We start from the raw sequence: 18623 nt of genomic DNA on the forward strand, positions 1-18623 counted from the left end.
GCCCGATCCGCCCAGCTCCAGGCGTTTGCGCGACCGCAGACGCCGCTCGGCGCGAAAAACGCTTGTCCAGCGGGCAAAATCAGGCGATCTTGACGTCAGACGGCAGGCCACTTGGGGAATGTCGGTTTCAATGGCATGAGCTTGAGCTTGAAACCGATAAAGGAAAGGTTGCCCTTGAACGGGAGCCTGCTGAGTGAAGATTTTGAGCTGAAAATCGGTAGTGTAAGCTGGGGCCCAGTGTCTTGCAGTTGAGCGGAAGAGCCCGCATCGGGGCAGGGTATCCCCGCACCGATGCGGGCCGGTGCAAGCATCCTACGTCGACACTCGGCCGTGGAAATGCGGGCATTGGCCCAACAGGGAGAATGCGCCCCTCTGGTCTCCAGCGCCTGGCCTATGCCAACTGGCGCACAGCCCGCCCGGCCCATTCCGGGGGCGGGGACAGGACGGCATCCAAAAGGCTGTTATAGATCGCCTCGGGGAAGGCCGTGGCACGTTGCTGGCGCGTATCGTAGTGCAGCAGCATGCATTCAAACGTCGCGCATTCCTGATCGGCCGACCACATTGTGTGCCCGATCTGCAAACGTTTGCTGTCCACGCCCAGGATCGCGGCCTCGATTGACAGGGTTGCCGGAGCGCGCACTTCCCCCACGTACCGCAGGTGCGTCTCAAGCGTATATAGCGCGCAGCCCGTTTCCTCGAAATATGCGGTACCGATCCCGAAACGGTCTTGCAGTTTCCATGTCGCATTGCTGAACGGGACCAGATAGTAGGCTTCGTTCAGGTGGCCATAGGCATCCAGCCACTCCTGCTGAAGCGGCTCTTCGTGTACGCGAAATGTCGACATCTCCGCTCCCCCGGCTCAGGCAGGTTTGGAAAAGACGACCAGTTTGGTCATCGCGGGGATTAGGTTGTCGACGGTCTCTACCTCGAAACCGATCTTTTTGCCCATTTCCGTCAGCCAGCCCACCGACAGCGAACGGGCGTCGGGGGTAAAGGCCATGTGCTGCAACTGCCAGAGTGCGGCCAGCGCGGGTCCGCGGCGGTTCTCTTCCACCATGAAGTCATGCACCATCAGCTTGCCACCGGGAGCCAGCGCCTCAAAGCCTTTCGTCAGCAGGCCCTCGACGTCGTCGCCGGGAACGCCGCTCATCAGATAGGACATCAGGATGGCGTCCTGGTTGCCTGGCCACTGGATTTCGATGGCGTTGCCTGGAATATAGCGCACCCGGTCGATCAGACCGGCCTCGGAGACAAAGCCCCAACCGATTTCTGCCACGTTGGGGAAGTCGATGATGGTGGCCTCAAGGTTCTCATATTCGTTGCACAGGCTGATGGTCATCGCGCCGGTGCCGCCGCCCACGTCCAAGAGGGTCTTGGCATGGGACAGGTCCACAGTGCGGGCCAGTGTGCGCCCCGGGCCAAGCGAGCCGGCGTGCTGGCTTTCGGAATAGACCGAAGCCTGTTCTTCATCCGCCATCCAGTGCCGGTAAGAAGCGATTGCATCCTCGGAGAGTTCGCCTTTCATCACCGCATTCAACTGCAGCAGGAAAGGGTACATCTGTTGGTCGATCTGATAGCGAAGATAATCGCCGAAATCGTATTTCGATGTTTTTGAAAGGAAATTCTGAGCGGCGGGGGAATTCTTGATCTTGTCATCGTCCGTGTTGCTCAGCAGCCCGACGCTGGCCAGCGCGGTTGTCAGCGTGACGATGCGGTTGAGCGGCACATCTGCGGCCTCTGACAGTTCTTTGGCCGTCTTTGGGCCGTCCGCGAGCAGTGAAAAGATACCGACATGCAGACCGGTGAACAGCGCCTTTGATGCCATGAAACTGAAAGCGATGGACGACAGATCCTCCGCGCTTTCGATTGCATTGTTGTCGAGTGTCGCCGGGGTCAGATCCTGCATGAAGCCCACTTACCTTTCTGTCATTTCGGATGTGTCTGGGAGCATACACAGCCGTAGCTGTCACGCAACAGTAGTGCCGGAAACATGTTACAAGTTGTCGGTTTTGAGCCAAATTTTGATGCATTCTACGGTGAAGAGCGCCTTCCATCCCTGCTTTTCCAGCCGCGATGGGCAGAGCACGGATGGGTTTAACCGCACCTAGTGGCAGGGCAGATCGCCTGATGTCTGCCCGACAAGAGGAACGTTTTTGCCCCCCGCCGCCGCGGTTTGCGCTGAGTGTCGGCTGCGCGGTGTTAACCTGCCTGGCGTTCATCGCCCGTATGGCGGCCTTCACCCATGTAGAGTTTCTGCATATCGACGAAAGGTCCTGTCTCCAGCCGACCGCGGATCGCGGCCCATCCCTCCGGGTTGTCGTGGATCACCTGATACAGCTCTGATGGCACGTTCAGGTATTCAATGTATTTTTCCGATGCGGTTTCCAGCCAGGCAAAGACATAGCTGCCGGTCTCTTCGTCCACATCGACAAGCCGCAGCTCAATGCCTTCAGCCAAGGGGGCGGTTTCGACGCTGCGCAGGATGTGCAGCTTCATCATCTCGACGATCACATCGTCCAGATCCAGCTGCCGCAGCAGCAATTTTTCCCGCACCGCTGGCCAGCCAAAGGTCAGTCGCACGGTTAGCCCTTTGCCGACCTCCTGCGCGGCAGCGGGGGCCTGCGACCCATAGCTGGTGGAAAACAGATCATTGGCCTCATCCTCCAGCTCCAGATGATCGCGCAACCGGTTGGCGGGCATCGCAGCGATCCATTGCCCGCGCCCGGCGTCGAGGTAATTGAACTGCGGTTGCAGGCGAAAACTCTCGCCGCAGGCGGGGCAGGCCGCGTCCTGAAACCGGTTTTCCAGGATGTCGTCCCGTAGGTCGGGACGACGGTCGGCGTTGACACTGCCGACGGCGGACATGGAAACGGGCGCCTCGCATTGCGGGCAGAGCAGATTGACGGGATGAAACAGGGACATCGGTCGACAGCCTTTCGATCAGTCAGAGTTTGGACAACCAGTCAATCGCCGGATGGTTCGGTTTCAGCTTGCCCGAGTGATAGGCGGCATAAAGTTCGGAAAACCATTCGCCCGGCGCCCGGAACTGGTAGCCGGTCATGCCCTTGGCGCGTGCGCCAAGCAGATAGGAGGTCCAGCTGTTGGTATAACTCTCCTGATACACAACACCGTCAATCGCGAGCTTCTTGGCAGAGGTCATGCTGGACCATGGTTTTGCGGGCTCCGAGGCGCTATCGATATGCGCCTGAACCTGAACGCGCCGGGTTTCCCATTCTTCGTCCGTGCAGGTCTCGTCCGCGGGTTTGTCCGGGGCGTGGGCGCTTGTGTTATGGGCCATGTATTCGGTGATATAGTCCTTGTCATATTTGAACTTCTTGGCAAATTTCTCGGCGATGTCCGAAATCGCCATGCCGTATTCGGTCCAGCCACCGAAATCCTTTTTGCTGCCGTTGCTGTTCATGAAACCGTGTTTGTCATCCACCGCATGGCCAACCTCGTGCAGGGTGTTCCAGTTGAAGAAGGTCACCGGTTCTTCGTTCGCGGGTTTGCATTTTTCCAGCTCGGTGCGCTCTTCCGGGGTGGCCGCATCATCCAGGCTGCCGACCGCGTCATCACTGCCGAAGGCATAGTTGGGCGACAGGCCCGCATCACCTTCGTGCATCACGATCCGCTTCTCGTTGCCCTGGTACATGGATCCGCCTTTGTCGGCTTCGTTGATGGCGAATTTCTTCAGCGAGTCATTGTTGAGCGTGTGGTCCAGCGGCAAGTCTTGCATTGCCTTGTAGAAGGCCACGATATTGGGGCCTTTCAGATCGCCATCGGCGATTTCGGTGGCTGGCGCCAAGTTCTTGTTGCTGAAGTTCTTGATATCGCAGCCAAAGCGCGCCTTGAAGGCGACCTTGACCACCGCGCGCTGGGCTTCCGGCTCCAGATTGTCGATCATCGCATCCAGCTCGGCGGTGCCACCCGGGCGTGCCAGGATTTTCTCGATGTCTGCCGGGTCTGGCGGCGTATTGGCCCGCATCTGCGCCATGACATAGGCGCTGGTGCCAATGGCGCGTGCCTCTTCCAGCAGCTTGATAGCATCTGCAGGCTGTTTACCTGCGTCCTGCGCCGCGGCATCCGCCAGTTTCTTGCGCATGGTGTCGATGCTGGGTTTGATGGCGTAGCGGTGTTCGTGCCCTTCGAGCACGGCCAGGCGGGGCTCCACTTCCGGTTCGGCGCGCAGCTCTTTGTACGTCTTATGCTGCTTGGCCAGCTCCAATGCGGTTTTGGTCAGGGCGATAGCCTTTTCAATATCGGCGCTGACCGATGCATAGTTCTGGCCACCTCTGGCAGCGGTCTGTGCCCCGGTCAGCAGCTTTTCAACTTCGGCGACCTCGGCGGCGACATAGGCGGCTTCTTCGTGGTCCTCGACCGGGGTCAGGGCCGTGCGGGCGTGGGCGATTTCCTGCGTGATGAAGGCATATTGCGAAATCACCTCATCCGCCGTGTTGCAGGCTTCCAGCGCGGCGAGCAGATGCCCCTTGGCGACCTTGGGCGCCAATCCGTCTTTCTGGCAGTTTTCGATTTCCGCCGTCGCGGTCTTCAGGTGTACCGCTGCGACATCGGCGTTTTCACGGCTGCCGACCACTTTGATCGACAGTTTCGCCGCCTGCACCTGCGGCCACCACGGGGCGCTGTCCTCATCCCCGCCAATGGCAGAATTCACCACTTCAAGGATGCCATGCGTCTTGGCAGTCGACAGGGCCTCTTCGGCCGAGGTTGCAACTTCCTCTGCCATGGTTTTTGCCGTCGCGTAGTCACTTGGTGCCAGCTTGACCAGCGCGTCATATTTGGCTGTCAGCCGGGTCAGCTGCGCCGCGATGGCGTCGGCCTGCTTGTGCGCCTGTGCCTCGTCCAGCTTGGCCTTTGCCTCTGCCCTGGCGGTTTCATACTCCGATGATCCGGTGATCGCGGTCAGCAGCGCCTTGGCAGCCTCGGTAAGTGCCTTCAGCTCTTTCACGGCTTGCGAATAATCGTTTTCCGTCAGGTCGGTCCGGGTGGTGTCGAGCTTGGCTGCCGCCAGCCGGTCTGTCATCTCCTTGATCCGGTCCTTGGTGGCATCGTTGCTTTCGGCGGCCAATGCATCGACCGCCGCCTGCGCATCGGTTACCGCCTGAGGGTAGGGGGCCGCCGCCGCGAGAAGAACCTTGCACGCCTCGATCTTCTGGTAAGCCTTTTCGAACATGCCGCGCGCCGCCGTATAGGTATGCGCGGCCTTCATCGCCTCATATTTGGCGAAATCTGCGTCCGCCCGGGCAATCTGATGCACCCCGGCTTCCTTGCCCGGGCCGATCAGCGTGGCGCGGGGAACCTTGAAATAGGGCCCTTCCCAGCCCAGCACGGTTTTGAGTGTCGTCAGATCCGCGTCGGTGGCCTTTTCCCAACCGGCTGCATCCTTGGCCTTCTCCGCGGCGCCTTTGAAATCCCGCGCGGTTTGCAGCCGGATGCTTTCGTCGATCAGCGCCTGTATCTCGGTCTTTCGATGCTCCAGCTGGGTTTCTACATCGCCGCCCTCGGTGGTGATTTTGGCGATCACCGCGGTGGCCTTGGCCCGGTCGGCCTTGATCGTCTTGTAAAGTTCACCTTCTGCGCGGGCCTGGTCGACCATAGCGCGTGCGGCGGCCAGCTTGGCCTCGGCGCCGTCGTAGTCATAGGCTTCGGGCTTGATCAGATTGTCTGCTTCGCTGGTCAGACGGGTGATGTCATCCAGATGCGGCTGCAGGCAATTGGCATCGTTCAGCGCCGCCAGCCCAGCCACCCGCGTTCCCAGAGAGGTTTTCAGTTCCTCATAGGCGTGATGCTGATGGACCAGCACCATGGCGAGTTTCAGATTGGCGATGGCGCTGTCCAGATGGGCGCGCGCATCGTCATATTTCTTGGCCTTCTTGGCTTTTTCAGCCTCGGCGGCAGGCACCTGCGCCTTGGCGATCGGCAGGGTGAAATCATTGCCGGTATCCGCCGCGACCACCTTGTCCCGGATATCGGTGAAGACCTTGAAGGCCGGATCCCATTTCTTTTTCAGGTTATCCAGCGCGGCGGTATCGGTCAGCCCGTCGAGTTCAACCGAGGCCTCTGCCGCAGCCTTGGCGCTGTCGATGCGTTTTTCCGCATCCGCCAGGCAGGTGTTGGCCGTGGGGAAGTCGAGCTTGAGCGCACGGGCCACGGCTTCGGCCAGCAGCGCCTCGGCATCGGCCAGCATGCCAGCGGCTTGCGGTACGTTCTTCAGCGGGGCGATCTTGCCCTGAACGACCTGGCGCTTTTCCTTGTAGGCCTTACAGGCGTCCGCCTGCGCAGTGGTCGCTGCCCAATCCCCGGCCGTGGCATCCAGCAGGGATATGGCCGTTGAGTATTTGTGAAGCGCTGCTTCCGCCTTGGCCGAGGCGAGATCGCTTTCCATTTTCAGGATGATCACCTGAATGCCCGAGGCGCCATCGTGGTCCTTGAATTCCTTAAGCTTGGCCTCAAAGGCGGTCAGCTTGGGCGCGTATTGCTGCACCACCGGAATTTCGGTTTCCAGAAACGCGCGCAGGTGCCAGAATTTGCCAAGGGTCTTGAGTGACTCGGCGTAGTCCTTGCTCGTGGCGACATCGGAATCGTTGTAATAGCCGTTCGCCTCGGTCAACTTCACCGTGAGCAGGTTTTTGACAGCGCCGGGAAGCGTGGCCCAGTAATCGACCCAAGTCTTGGCCTTGGGCCGGGCGTCTTCATAGCTTTCCCGCAGCGTCCGCACCCGGGCAGTTTTGGCGTAAACTGCGGCGATCTCATCCAGCTTCTTGATGCCATCCTTGAATTTCTTCGCGGCCTTGTCCTGCTGCGCCGCATCGTAAAGGCGTTCCATCTCGCGGGCGGCATCGTCGATCGCGGGATCGCCGACCGTCACCCCACGCGCAGCGTCGGCCAGCTCCTTGCGGTCGGGGTCCAGCGCCATGAAATGGGCAAAGTCATCGGCCAGCACCTCGGCCTTGGTGATCTCGGCCTCAGCAGCCGTGAGCGCCTCAGTCGCGGTTTTCAGATCGTGAGCCTTTGCCTTCGCGATGGCGTCCGTGCGGATGTCGTTGATCTTGGCGATTTCGGGCGCGATTTCCGGGGCCCCGGCCTTTGGATGGCTGGTCAGGGGGACCATCCGCAGGTCAAAGATTGCCAGCGCCTTGCCAAAACCGGTCTTGGCTTCGGTGTCGGTGGCAACTGCCTTTTTCAGCCCGGCAAGGGCCTTTTCGCCAGCCTCCAGCTTGGCCGTGCTGCTGCTTTCGGGCTTGGCCTTGGCTTCGTTCGCCAGCGCCTCGACTTTCTCCAGGGCGGTCCTCCATTTGTCCGGGGTCTGGCTGACCGCCTCGGGCACGATGGTGTTATAGGTCTTCACCGGCCCGTCGCGCAGCTCTTTCAACGCGGCTTCGATACGGGCAATCTGGTCGGAAAGGTCGGTATCATCCGTATCACCAGTGGCCTCGCCCGATGGCGGTGCGGCCTGTTCGGGTTCCTTTTCCGGTGCGTCCGGGCGGGGGATCGTTGTAGTGTCGCCGCCTTCCGCCGCCTCGGCCCCTCCGCTTGGCGGGGCCGGTTCTTCCTGAGGTGCCTCGGCCGCGGCCTGACGAGCCTTGGAAATGGCCTGTGCCAGCGGACCGACCGCCTTCAGCGCGCCTTCGAAATCAGGCGGCGTGGCTTCCACCCTCGCGGTGATCTGCGCCCAGACCGCCTGAATTTTCTCGGATTGGGTTGTCTTGAAGGAGAGAACCTCGTCGATCAGCGGCTTCAGCTTAGCTTCTGCCTGCTGCCACTTTGCCTCAAGCAGGGTTTGCCGCTTGGCCCGGGCGGCGGCGTCCTGGGCCGCCGTCTTCATCTCGACCGACAGCTTGGCCACATGCTCTAGCGCCGTGGCAAAGGCGCCGCTGTCCGCCTTGGCCTGCAGCGCCTTCCAAAGCGCCTCGACCCGGGAAAGATCAATCCCGGCGATCTGGCGCAGCTTCACGAGGTTGGCTTCGACCTTTTTCGCGGCTGCGGCCCATTTCTCCTCTGCCGGATCTGGCGTGCCCGAGGGCGCCGCGGGGCCGTCCGGTTCTGCCGTTTCCGTCGCCGTCTCGCCGCTTGCGGCCTCTTTCGCTGCTGGGGCTTCTTCGTCTTCATCCTTCTCGGCTTCGACGACCTTTCCGTCGGGGTCCTGAATGATGATGCTGTATTTCAGCCCGACGACCATGAACATTTTCTTGGCCTTGCGGGCCATGCCCGGCGGGATCTTTCCTTCGACGATGAGGGTCAGCTCCTTGCCGTCCAGTTTCAGCCGTCCAAAGGTGAATTGCGGCGTCTCCCCATCGGATTTCGCCTGCTTACCAAGCACCTTGGCGGCTTTGGTCTTGTGGGTGAGAAAGACCGAGTCTTCGATCTTCTTGCCAAAACACAAACCAAAGGCCAGCTCGCGTTTGCGGGCAATCGCCATCTGTTGTTTTATTTCTTTCGCGGCAGATCCATCAAGAGGCATTGGGCAGCTCCTGGACTAAAAAACTGTTTAAAACTAGAACATTAGACTCTCGCCCTGTTTCAGGGTCGCACGCGGTTAACGTTTCGGCAAGAAATTTCTTCTTGTGAAACTGTGCAGACTGCGCACACTCAAGGCCCATATGCACCAAGGTGAAACCATGCTGATATTCCTGATAACCGGCTCTGCCGCATGAGGATTTCAGGTCCCTTCCAGGCCCTCATTCTGGCGGTTAGCGCCGGGATTTCCGGTGGCGGATTGCCGGGATATTCTTTTGCCTCGGAGCACGCGAATGCACCCAGTGGAGGTTTCCCAATGGCTTCAACCACGGCAGAGAGTTTCGATGGCGCCTGGATCGTTCAGCGGGTAAAGGGCATCGACATTGCGGGCTTTGACGAAATGCGGTTCGATTTTGCCGAGGGCACGCTCTACGGCTCCAGCCCCTGCCGCAGCTTCACCACCACCTATGGGCCGGACCTGCAGAACCTCATGTTCACGCCGTTTGATATCGGCGGCGGGCTCTGTGACGAACAAACGATGATCGCAGAGCGCGAGTTCCTACAGCAGCTGGGTCTGGTCAACCGGATTGAACTGGCCGAGGACGGACAGCTGGTCATGTATAACTTTGATGAGCCGCTGCTCTGGGCGGTGCGACTGCCCGGCTGAACCTGCGCGAGGCCTAGGCGGGCAGGGGTGGTGCCTCAGGTGAGGACCACGAGCCAGAACCACACCGTCAGTACCGAGGCCCCGGTTGCAATCAATACCGAGGAAGCGGCGACGCGCCGGGCGCGGCCGTACATATTGGCAAAAATATAGGCGTTAAAGCCCGGCGCCATCGCGGCATTGAGAACACCGGAGCGGAACAGATCCTGTTTCAGGCCAAGAGTGCTGCCAAGGGACCAGACGATGGCCGGGTGCACCATCAGGGCGGTTACGCAGACAAATGCGATAGTGCGCAGATCGCCCTCGGGGCGGTATTGCACCAGTACGCCGCCAAGGGCGAACAGCGCCGCCGGGAGCGCGGCGCGGATCAGAAGCTGCAGGGCATCGTCAATTGCACCAGGAATGGTGAGGCCGATCAGGTTGGCGGCAAATCCCAGTGCAATCCCGAGGATCAGCACGTTGCGGAACATCGCAGTCAGCACCGAGCGCGCCATCTTCATGCTGCCGCTGCCGCGGTTCTTGACGATCTCCATCACGGTGATGCCGATGCCATAGCAAAAGGGCGAATGGAACGCGATGATCGCATAGTTGCCGGTCAGATTGTCGGGGCCAAAGGCGCGTTCGGTGATCGGCAGGCCCAGCAAGACCGAATTGGAGAACAGGCAGCAGAAGCCGATGGCCACGCAGTCTTCCCAGTCGCGTTTGAAGATCAGCCGCGCACCGAAGAGGCCGATCAGAAAACAGATCCCCGCCCCGGTGTAAAAGCTGACGAGCAATGTCGGGTCAAAACTGCTGGAGAGATCCAGATTGGCAATCGCCCGGAACAACAAGCAGGGGATGGCAAAGCTCTGGGTGAATTTCATCAGCCCTTCGATATGGCTGTGCGTGAAATATCCCTTCATCGTTGCGGCATAGCCCGCAGCGACCACCAGGAAAACGGGCAGAATGACGTCGATCAGGCTTTGCAGCATATAGTCGTAGTCCTAATGGGCGCTCGCCCGGTTGGGCGGCCCTAGATCGGACTGCGGATCACCATGCCATCATAGGCGGCAGAGATATGATCGGGGGTTTCTGCCTCGACAGTGGCATAATCCATATCGATATGCATGTTGGTCAGCACCGCGCGCCGGGGCTGCATCCGCTCGATCCACTCCAGCGCCTGCGTCATGTTGAAATGCGTGGGATGTGGGGTGCGGCGCAGGGCGTCCAGAACCCAGCAATCCATATCCTGCAGCTCGGGCAGGGCACTGTCGGGGATGTCGACCACGTCGGGAAGATAGACCAGCCCCCCCATCCGGAACCCCAGCGCGTCGATCGACCCATGCCCGACCTCGAAGGGGCGGAAGGGGATTTCTCCGCCAGGGCCATCGATAACAAAGGGGCCATTGATGCTTTGCAGATCCAGGATCGGCGGATAGGGCGATCCTTCGGGTTGCACAAAGGCATAGCCAAAGCGCGACAGCAGGGCATTTTGGGTATCGCCATCGGCGTAGACCGGGATCCGCTTGCGCATGTTGAAGACGATCATGCGCAGATCGTCGATACCATGCACGTGGTCCGCATGGGAATGAGTATAGACCACCGCGTCCAGCCGCCCGACCTCTGCATCCAGCAGCTGGCTGCGCATATCCGGCGAAGTATCGATCAGCACCGTCGTGGTGCCATCCGGGCCGTCGCGCTCAACCAGCATGGAGCAGCGCCGCCGTCTGTTGCGTGGGTTCTCAGGGTCGCAATCGCCCCAGTGACCGCCAAGGCGCGGCACCCCGCCCGAAGAGCCGCTGCCGAGGATGGTAAAGCGCAGTTCAGCCATCAGGCGGCCGCCTGATATTGCGCTGCTTTCCAGAACAACCGGTCGAAATTTTCCTGCGTCTGGGCCGCGAAATCGGCGTAGTCCATGCCAAAAGCCTCGGCGCCGACTTTGGCGGTCAGTGCTGAATAAGCGGGTTCATTGCGTTTGCCCCGGTGCGGCGGCGGTGCCAGATAGGGTGCGTCGGTTTCCACCAGAATGCGATCGATGGGCGCGGCGGCAAAGATGTCGCGCAGCGCCTGGCTTTTGGGGAAGGCGGCAATCCCGGACATCGACAGGTAAAACCCGAGATCCAGCGCCGCCCGGCCAAGTTCCGCCGAGGAGGAGAAGCAATGCATCACGCAGGAATAGCTGCCGTTTTTCATTTCTTCGGACAGGATGCGGGCCATGTCGTCATCCGCGGCGCGGGCGTGGATGATCAGCGGCAGGCCGGTTTCACGGGCGGCGGCAATGTGATTGCGCAGCGAGACCTGCTGAATCTCGGCGCTGTCCGCGGTGTAGTGATAGTCCAGCCCGGTTTCGCCAATGCCGACAAATTTGGGGTGTTTGGCCAGCGCCACCAGTTCATCCACGCTGACCAGCGGCTCATCAGCCGCGCTCATCGGGTGGGTGCCTGCGGCGTAAAACACCGGCGCGTGGATTTCGGCGATGGCGCGCACCGAGGGTTCATTCTTCATCTTGGTGCAGATGGTGACCATCCGGGTGACCCCGGCCTCGGTGGCACGGGCGATCACCTGATCCAGCTCGCCAGCGAAATCCGGAAAATCCAGATGGCAGTGGCTGTCGGTGATCTGGGGAAGGGATGTGCTGCTCATGCCTGTCTTTCGTCGTCTTGTGCGCCGCAGCCCCGGACCTGCCCAGACCAGCCCGGACGAGTCGGGATCAGCGCGACGCGGTTTCCTGCATCTTGAAAACCGTATCTAGGACTAGCGCGGCGGGGTCAAGGTTCACGGCCTGACCGTGGCGGGCGCGTGCCGTTGCTTCGGCAGAAAGGTCAGCCCATGCCCGGCCTTTGTGCGGACCGGGGGCGAGGCGCTGCAACATGGCGGTTTCACCGGGGGCGGCCTCTGGCTGGGGCGGCTGTCCGGTGGCGCCGGTACGGGCCAGCCGGGCCATGGCGACCTCGGTCAGGGTCAGCAGTAGCTCAAATTTTTCCGCGCCGCCACGCTGGGCCGCGGTTTCGGCCAGCGCCATGGCGCGCTGACGGTCCAGACGGGGCAGAGAATCGAGGATCTGTACAAGTTCGGCGTATGTCTTCAGCCCACCAAGGTTCAGAAGACGCAGCGCCGCGCCGACCGATCCGGCCGCCAGCGCCGCAAGATGATCGGCGTTCTCTGGCAGCTCGGCCCCGGATTGGCTGAGGGCGGCCTGCATATCCTCTGCTGACAGAGGGCCAAGGCGCAGCGTGCGGCAGCGCGAGCGGATCGTCGGCAACAGGCGCGAGGGCTGATGCGAAATGAGGAACATGGTGGTCCGCGCGGGCGGCTCTTCCAGCATTTTCAAGAGGGCGTTGGCGGCGCTGGGGTTCATGTCATCGGCGGCATCCACGATCACCACCCGGCGCCCGCCATCGGTGGCAGACAGGCCGAAGAACCGGTTCAGTGCGCGGATATCATCGACAACGATCTGATCGCGCAGTTTTCCCTTGTCGTTATAGCTGCGGGTGATCGCAGCCAGCCCCGGTTCGGCCAGGGCGTGGATCCGGTGCGATACCGGGTGATCCGGGGCGACGTCGAGCGTGGTCGCTGGCGGCGGCGCGCCGAACAGCCCGTCCTCGGCCGGGGGCGTCGCCAGAAGAAACCGCGCGATGCGCCAGGCCAACGTCGCCTTGCCAATGCCCTGCGGCCCGGTCAACAGCCAGCCGTGATGCAACCGGTCCGAGTTGAAGGCGGTAAGAAAATCCTGCTCTGCCTTGTTCTGGCCGAATATCTGCGGGGTTTCCCGCGGGTGTGGCGCGCCTGCGGCCTGATCTGCGCGCGGTAGCTCGTCCTGCGCGCTCATACCGGGTGTCCTTCGGGGGAAAGGGCCGCCAGCGCCTGCGACAGAACGTCCTGCGCGACCGTATCCAGAGCACGGTCGCCGTCCAGAACGCGGAACCGGTCGGGGAATTCCTGCGCCAGTGCCAAAAAACCGGCGCGCATCTTTTCCTGCAAGGACAGGCCGAAATCCTCGAACCGTTCTTCAGTGCCCTGACGCCCCTTGGCGCGCGAGAGGCCGGTGGCCGGGTCCATGTCGATCAGGATGGTAAGATCCGGTTCACGGCCGATCATCAGGTCATGCAGCTGGTCCACCGTAGCGCGCAGATCGCCGCGCGACAGGCCCTGATACATGCGGGTGCTGTCGGCAAACCGATCGCAGATCACCACCTTGCCAGCGGCAAGCGCCGGTTCGATGGTGCGCTCCAGATGATCCCGACGCGCGGCTGTGAACAACAGGATTTCGGTCTCCGCCGACCATTTGTCGGGATCGCCCTCCAGCACCAGCCGCCGGATCTCTTCGGCCCCGGGGGAGCCGCCGGGCTCGCGAGTTAGCACCACCTCGCGCCCTGCCGCCTGAAGCGTCTCGGCCAGCAGCCGACACTGGGTGGATTTGCCGGACCCGTCGATGCCTTCGAAGGTGATGAACAATCCGCGTTCGGGACCGGGTGTCACAGCGCGTCCTCGGGGCCGTTCAGAAAGCGTTTGATCAGAACCTGCGCGGCGGTCTTGACCCGCACCGGAAAGCCACCTGCGGGTACGTCATTCGCCGCCACCAGCGGCAAGCGCACCTCGGGCAACTCATCGGGCTGGAAGACCAGCTCGGCCAGTTTGTCGCCCTTGCGGACCGGCGCGTCGATGGGGCCGGTGTAGACCACCTCGGCGTTGATCTCACTGCCGGTCAGGGCGGGTACCAGGATTTCCAGATCTTCGGCTGGCACCAGGCCTACCGATCGTGCAGCGCCGCGCCATACTTCGGCTTCGGCGACAGGGGTGTCAGCTTTGGCGATGGTTTTCTTGGTAAATTGGCGAAACGACCAGTTAACGAGGGCCTCTGCCTCCTCTGCACGCGCCTTGGTGCTGGCCAGCCCCGTGATCACGAAGATCACCCGCCGGTCGCCCTGTTTGGCCGATCCAACAAGGCCATAGCCCGCCTCGCTGGTGTGGCCGGTTTTCAGACCGTCGGCGCCAATGCCGAGCGTCAGCAGCGGATTGCGGTTGCGGGTGTTCGACGGCGCGCGTCCATCAAATTCAAAGGTCTTTTCCGAAAACAGCGGGTAATACTGCGGAAAATCTTCGATCAGATGCTGGGCAAGAATGCCCAGATCCTGCATCGACATGCGATGCCCAGCGGCGGGCCAACCGTTGGAATTGGCAAAGGTGGCATTGGCCATGCCCAGTTCGCGCGCGCGCTTGGTCATGTAACGGGCGAAACCGGCCTCGGTTCCGTCCGGGCTCAGTGCCTCGGCGATCACCGCGCAGGCGTCGTTGCCCGACAGCACGATGATGCCGCGCAGAAGATCCTCGACCCGGACACGGTCGGTTGTGTCCAGGAACATGGTGGAGCCGCCATAGCTCATCGCGTGTTCGCTGACCGGCAGCTGTTCATCCAGCGTCAGCCGCCCATCGCGCAGGGCTTCAAAGGCCACATAAAGCGTCATCAGCTTGGACATGGAGGCCGGGGGCAAAGGCACCTCGGCATTCTTCGAAAGCAGAACCGTATCGGTGCTTTGATCTAGCACGAAGGCGGCGCGGGCCTTTGTATCAAAGGCCGAGGCCGGAACAGAGGCAATGCTCAGCATAAACCCGGCGCAGGCGGTCAGTTTCAGTGCGGATTTGACAAGATCGATCACCGGTGTGTCATCCTTGTTGGTCTGTGTGCAGGCGACGCGGGGCTGGACGCGGGGCTGGGGGCGTCATGCAGGTCAATTGGTCACCGCGTAGGCATCCGAGAAGCCAGCCTGTTTGACGCTTTTCAGCAGCTGGCTGCGCTCGCTCTTGGTCTGTGCCGGTCCGACGACAACGCGCCAGAAGGGTTTGCCGTTGGAGGATTGCTCATAAACGATCGGGATCATGCCTGCATTGCGCATCTGACCTGCGGTGCGATTGGCGTTTGCCTCGACGCTGAAGATGCCGATCTGGATGTAAGGTTTTTCAAGCGGCGAAACGCGTGTTTTTGCCGTCGCGGGCGTGGGCTGTGGTTTTGCAGGTGCAGCCGCCGTGCTCGCGTCTGGAGCCGACGCATCAATGGCAGCAGCAGCCCCGGCGATCGGGTCCAGCGGTGCCTCTGCTACCGCATCGGGCGTCAGTGCCTCGCTCTGTGCCGTGGTATCTGCGGCATCCTCCGCCGGTTCTGCAGCGACCTCTTCCGGTGCTGTCTCGCGGCGCAGGGCGGTGACGTTCAGTTCGACCGGGGCGCCTGCCAGCATGCCCAGAGCCGCTGCCGCATCCGAGGAGGCCTGAATGCGCGGTCCGGGAATTTCACGCTCGCGGCGGAACAGGGCGCCGATTACGAATTTTCCATTGGCGCTGTTGCGGATGATGACCCGTTCCGGATCCTGCGCATCGGGGTGGGCCACCCAGACACCGCCAAGGGAGGGACGCCCGTCCCAAAGCCCGGCCTCGGTCACCTGAAACACATCCGGCGATTCTACGTCGCGCTCCACCAGCTTGGTGCTGCTGGCGGATGTCGGCGCTGTGTCGGTCGCAGAGGCTTTGGGCTGCAGGAACGGCAACCCGGCGCCGTCTTCACAGGCGGTCAGCATCAGCAGACATAAAGCAGACGCGCAGATCCGCGCGCCGGTTTTTCCGAGTGGCGTGGCCCGAGTTCTGGCCTGTGTCATGGTTCTTCCCTTGCCTGTGCTCAAAGCGGCGATGCGCTGCTTGCCGGGTTCCCGGTCATCGTTTGATTTTGCAAATGATAGCCTGCGTCTTCTTGCATGAAAACCCTGTCCCCAGGCGGGCGGCACAAAAGCATGGCAATTGGCATTATTTCGCGTGCGTTTACATCGGGCGCAGCTCCTTGTTCGAAAAAGATGGCACGATTTTCCCTTGCACGATGTGCTGGCGCGGCCTAAACCGCCAGCTGACCGGGGAGGTGGCAGAGTGGTCGAATGCGGCGGTCTTGAAAACCGTTGAACGTGAGAGCGTTCCCAGGGTTCGAATCCCTGTCTCCCCGCCACCGATTGCATGATGCGATCACCCCCCGATCTTCTTTCGCAATATGCGCTGATCTTGTCCGTTGCTATGGTTGCTCCACGGGTGCGATGCTGCGGGCGCTGGACCCGCGGCGACAACAGGTTGGAACAGTCCAGAGGAGACAGAATGGCCGAGCTTATCCGTCAGGCCCGCCTTGAGGATGCTGAGGCGATTTCAAAGATCGCCAATGACATGATCCGGGATACGCTGATCACCTTTACCAGCGACGAGAAGACCCCCGCTGCCCTGCGGGACGTCATCGCGGAACGCGGTCCGCGTTATCTGGTGGCCGAAGTCGACGGGCAGGTGGTGGGCTTTGCGACCTATAGCGCGTTTCGCGGTGGGCCGGGTTATCGGCACACGGCGGAACATTCGATACAGCTTGCTTCGGCCGCGCAGGGGCGTGGGCTGGGGCGGCGGCTGATGGCGCGGCTTGAGGATGTCGCCCGCGCCGACGGCATCCATGTGCTGGTGGCCGGTGTCAGTGGCGCCAATCCCGGCGGCATCGCTTTTCATGCTTCGCTTGGCTTTGCCGAGGTGGGCCGCATGCCGCAGGTTGGGCGCAAATGGGGGCAATGGTTGGATCTGGTGCTGATGCAGAAGGTCCTGTCAGAGGCGGGCTAACCCGGGGCGGTGGCCTTTGCCTGTCAGTTTTAGGGGCGGTTCGCGTATTTTCTCGAATGCAATTAAAGGAAATATCAATTCTGTCCGGTCAGGATGAGGGCTGCTTGTCGCTCGAAACAGAAGGTTTCCATGGCCCATCGCAATTCTGCACTGGCGTTTACAGCCCTGTCATTCTCTTTTCTGGCCACCGGTTTGGGGGCGAGCGAACAGTTCTCCATTGTCAGTGAACAGTTCTTTCAGAAGGGCGGGGGAGACAGGCGCCCGGTTCTGGCCATCCCTGCCAAGGCCGAGATCATTCCGCGCACGAGTACAGAGACACGGGCACAGCCCGATCTGGAGGCTGAGATGGAGGCAGTACAGGCCAATCTGGCCAGCCTTTTCCGGGGCCGCAGCGGCACCAGCATGTTCCGGGATGTAACGCGCCGCAGCATTGTCGGCGGCGATGCGGCGCGCAGGCTGATGCAATTGATTGCCAGCGCCGAGGCAGGCAAGGCGCAATATGATGCGGTGCAATACGCGGCAACGATCCGTCCTTCGAAACTGCCGACGCATATGACCATCGGCGAAATTTACAAATGGATCGACGACACCCCTGGTCAGCAGCATGCCATCGGCCGCTATCAGTTCATTCCGGCCACCCTGAAACGGCTGGTGAAACATGTGGGGGCCAACCGCTCTGACCGGTTCTCTCCACAGCTTCAAGACCGGCTGGCGCAACAGCTTCTCGAAGAGGCCGGCTTCAGCGCGACCGTGGCAGGGGATATGAGCCGCCATGACTTTATGAACAATCTGGCCAAGATCTGGGCCGGTCTGCCGACCTCCAGCGGGAAGTCCTACTATCACGGTCTGGCGGGCAATAAGGCAGTGCTGAGCTGGGCCAAGTTCGACAAGGAAATGGCGCAGCTTTTCCCAGGCTGACAGTGGGCCATGTGTTACCCGGCCTTTTTTCCAGGTCGAGAGCGCGCATAGACGCGGTGCATCACGACAGCAGTCAGATACATCGGCACCTGATAACAGCCGAGAAAGATCAGCAGCGGATCGGTGGTGCTTGCGGGTAGAGCGATCAGAAACAAAGCAAAATTGCGGTTGCCCGCGACCACGGCATAGGGTGCGGCAACCGCTTCGTGGCCCCGGCGCCGCAGCACGGCATAGGTCAGCAGCTGCATGCCGAAATTGGCGGCCAGCGCGAAGGTCATCCATTTGGCGACCAAGAGGGGATCCTGTCGCAGCGCAGGCCCCAGCGCCGCCATCAATCCCACCACGATCACCGCAAGCGCCAGGGTCGTCATCCCGTCCAGCGCCTGCACCTGCTCCTGACGCAGATCGGGGCGGACCAAGTGGCGCAGGGCAAAAGCGGTAATGACCGTGAGAGCGATAGTGCCGATGAGCCGCAGTGTGGCCCATAGGACAGCTTCCAGCCCGCCAAGATCGGGCACCAGCAGGAAGACCGGGATCACCGTCAGCGGCATCAGCGCCGTGCCCAGCACCAGAACGCGAAAGGCAGGCTCTGGCGCGTGTCCCAGCAGGAGGGTGATATTGGGGGCGCCGGTGACCGACGGGGCGCTCAGCATCAGCACCAGCGCAATTGCCGCGGGCGTTCCGGCGAGACCGGCGAGCCAAAGGAGCAGCAGCGCCGCCAGAGGTAGCATCAGTTGCAGAACCAGAACCGCCCGCAGCGATGACAGCCCTTCGGAAAGTTCGCCAAGGGCGGCGCGGGCACCGATGCGGAATGCGGTCAGGAACAACAGTCCCGCCACCATCTGTGGCAGCCAAGGGCGCAGGAGCCGAGCCAGATCCGGCAGGAGAAGCCCTGCCACAAGGCCCAGAACCAAAGCGGCCCGGCCGTGCCGGGCCACAAAGGCAAGCGCATTCAGCATGC

General features: G+C 61.6%; 16 protein-coding genes and 1 tRNA gene. 5 read left to right on the top strand and 12 right to left on the bottom strand.

Annotated features, from left to right (window positions below; all coding sequences use genetic code 11):
• A partial coding sequence (locus AAFO90_RS09790; protein ID WP_347509274.1) for a hypothetical protein occupies positions 1-197 on the top strand: 197 nt, incomplete at its 5' end.
• Positions 198-391: 194 nt separating this feature from the next.
• Here the strand turns inward: AAFO90_RS09790 and AAFO90_RS09795 are convergent.
• The 4 genes from AAFO90_RS09795 to AAFO90_RS09810 all read right to left on the bottom strand — a co-directional run bounded on the left by AAFO90_RS09795 (position 392) and on the right by AAFO90_RS09810 (position 8479).
• Complete coding sequence (locus tag AAFO90_RS09795; RefSeq protein WP_347509275.1) at positions 392-844, bottom strand: thioesterase family protein; 453 nt, start codon at positions 842-844, stop codon at positions 392-394.
• A 15-nt stretch (positions 845-859) separates the two neighbouring features.
• A complete protein-coding gene (locus AAFO90_RS09800; RefSeq protein ID WP_274828192.1) occupies positions 860-1906 on the bottom strand; it encodes a methyltransferase in 1047 nt (348 codons plus the stop codon).
• Between the two features lie 293 nt (positions 1907-2199).
• On the bottom strand, positions 2200-2922 hold the full coding sequence (locus tag AAFO90_RS09805) for a CpXC domain-containing protein (RefSeq protein WP_274828193.1): 723 nt from the start codon (positions 2920-2922) through the stop codon (positions 2200-2202).
• A 22-nt stretch (positions 2923-2944) separates the two neighbouring features.
• Positions 2945-8479, bottom strand: coding sequence for a hypothetical protein (locus tag AAFO90_RS09810; protein WP_347509276.1), 5535 nt, complete (start codon positions 8477-8479; stop codon positions 2945-2947).
• Between the two features lie 312 nt (positions 8480-8791).
• Here AAFO90_RS09810 and AAFO90_RS09815 point away from each other — a divergent pair, with 312 nt between their 5' ends.
• On the top strand, positions 8792-9142 hold the full coding sequence (locus AAFO90_RS09815; protein WP_347509277.1) for an META domain-containing protein: 351 nt from the start codon (positions 8792-8794) through the stop codon (positions 9140-9142).
• A 35-nt stretch (positions 9143-9177) separates the two neighbouring features.
• Here AAFO90_RS09815 and AAFO90_RS09820 read toward each other — a convergent pair whose 3' ends face one another.
• The 7 genes from AAFO90_RS09820 to AAFO90_RS09850 form a co-directional block, all read right to left on the bottom strand.
• A complete protein-coding gene (locus tag AAFO90_RS09820) occupies positions 9178-10110 on the bottom strand; it encodes an AEC family transporter (RefSeq protein ID WP_274828195.1) in 933 nt (310 codons plus the stop codon).
• Between the two features lie 41 nt (positions 10111-10151).
• Positions 10152-10949, bottom strand: coding sequence for an MBL fold metallo-hydrolase (locus tag AAFO90_RS09825; RefSeq protein WP_065271017.1), 798 nt, complete (start codon positions 10947-10949; stop codon positions 10152-10154).
• The gene (locus AAFO90_RS09830) at positions 10949-11761 is read right to left on the bottom strand and encodes a TatD family hydrolase (protein ID WP_347509278.1); all 813 of its coding nucleotides are present in this window, start codon (positions 11759-11761) and stop codon (positions 10949-10951) included. Before AAFO90_RS09830 ends, AAFO90_RS09825 begins: the two co-directional genes overlap by 1 nt.
• Before the next feature lie 67 nt (positions 11762-11828).
• Positions 11829-12947 carry a DNA polymerase III subunit delta' gene (locus AAFO90_RS09835; RefSeq protein WP_347509279.1) on the bottom strand — a complete coding sequence of 373 codons (1119 nt, stop codon included), beginning with the start codon at positions 12945-12947 and terminating at the stop codon, positions 11829-11831.
• Positions 12944-13597 (bottom strand): dTMP kinase, encoded by a 654-nt coding sequence (gene tmk / locus AAFO90_RS09840; RefSeq protein ID WP_274828198.1) that lies wholly within the window; start codon positions 13595-13597, stop codon positions 12944-12946. The genes AAFO90_RS09835 and tmk overlap by 4 nt, the downstream gene beginning before the upstream one ends.
• The gene (locus AAFO90_RS09845) at positions 13594-14724 is read right to left on the bottom strand and encodes a D-alanyl-D-alanine carboxypeptidase family protein (RefSeq protein ID WP_065273536.1); all 1131 of its coding nucleotides are present in this window, start codon (positions 14722-14724) and stop codon (positions 13594-13596) included. Before AAFO90_RS09845 ends, tmk begins: the two co-directional genes overlap by 4 nt.
• 123 nt (positions 14725-14847) lie before the next feature.
• Entirely contained in the window at positions 14848-15765 is a 918-nt protein-coding gene (locus AAFO90_RS09850; RefSeq protein ID WP_347509280.1) for an SPOR domain-containing protein, read from the bottom strand.
• 248 nt (positions 15766-16013) lie between these two features.
• On the opposite strand from AAFO90_RS09850, the gene AAFO90_RS09855 reads away from it, so the two are divergent.
• From AAFO90_RS09855 to AAFO90_RS09865, 3 genes are all read left to right on the top strand, one after another.
• Positions 16014-16103, top strand: a tRNA-Ser gene (locus AAFO90_RS09855).
• 143 nt (positions 16104-16246) lie between these two features.
• Positions 16247-16744, top strand: coding sequence for an N-acetyltransferase family protein (locus tag AAFO90_RS09860; RefSeq protein ID WP_347509281.1), 498 nt, complete (start codon positions 16247-16249; stop codon positions 16742-16744).
• A 129-nt stretch (positions 16745-16873) separates the two neighbouring features.
• On the top strand, positions 16874-17662 hold the full coding sequence (locus AAFO90_RS09865) for a hypothetical protein (RefSeq protein WP_347509282.1): 789 nt from the start codon (positions 16874-16876) through the stop codon (positions 17660-17662).
• A 14-nt stretch (positions 17663-17676) separates the two neighbouring features.
• Here AAFO90_RS09865 and AAFO90_RS09870 read toward each other — a convergent pair whose 3' ends face one another.
• The gene (locus tag AAFO90_RS09870; protein WP_347509284.1) at positions 17677-18621 is read right to left on the bottom strand and encodes a hypothetical protein; all 945 of its coding nucleotides are present in this window, start codon (positions 18619-18621) and stop codon (positions 17677-17679) included.
• Between the last annotated feature and the right edge of the window lie 2 nt (positions 18622-18623).

Source organism: Phaeobacter sp. CAU 1743 (genome assembly GCF_039839315.1).
In the GTDB taxonomy this organism is placed as follows: Bacteria; Pseudomonadota; Alphaproteobacteria; order Rhodobacterales; family Rhodobacteraceae; genus Phycobacter; species Phycobacter gallaeciensis_A.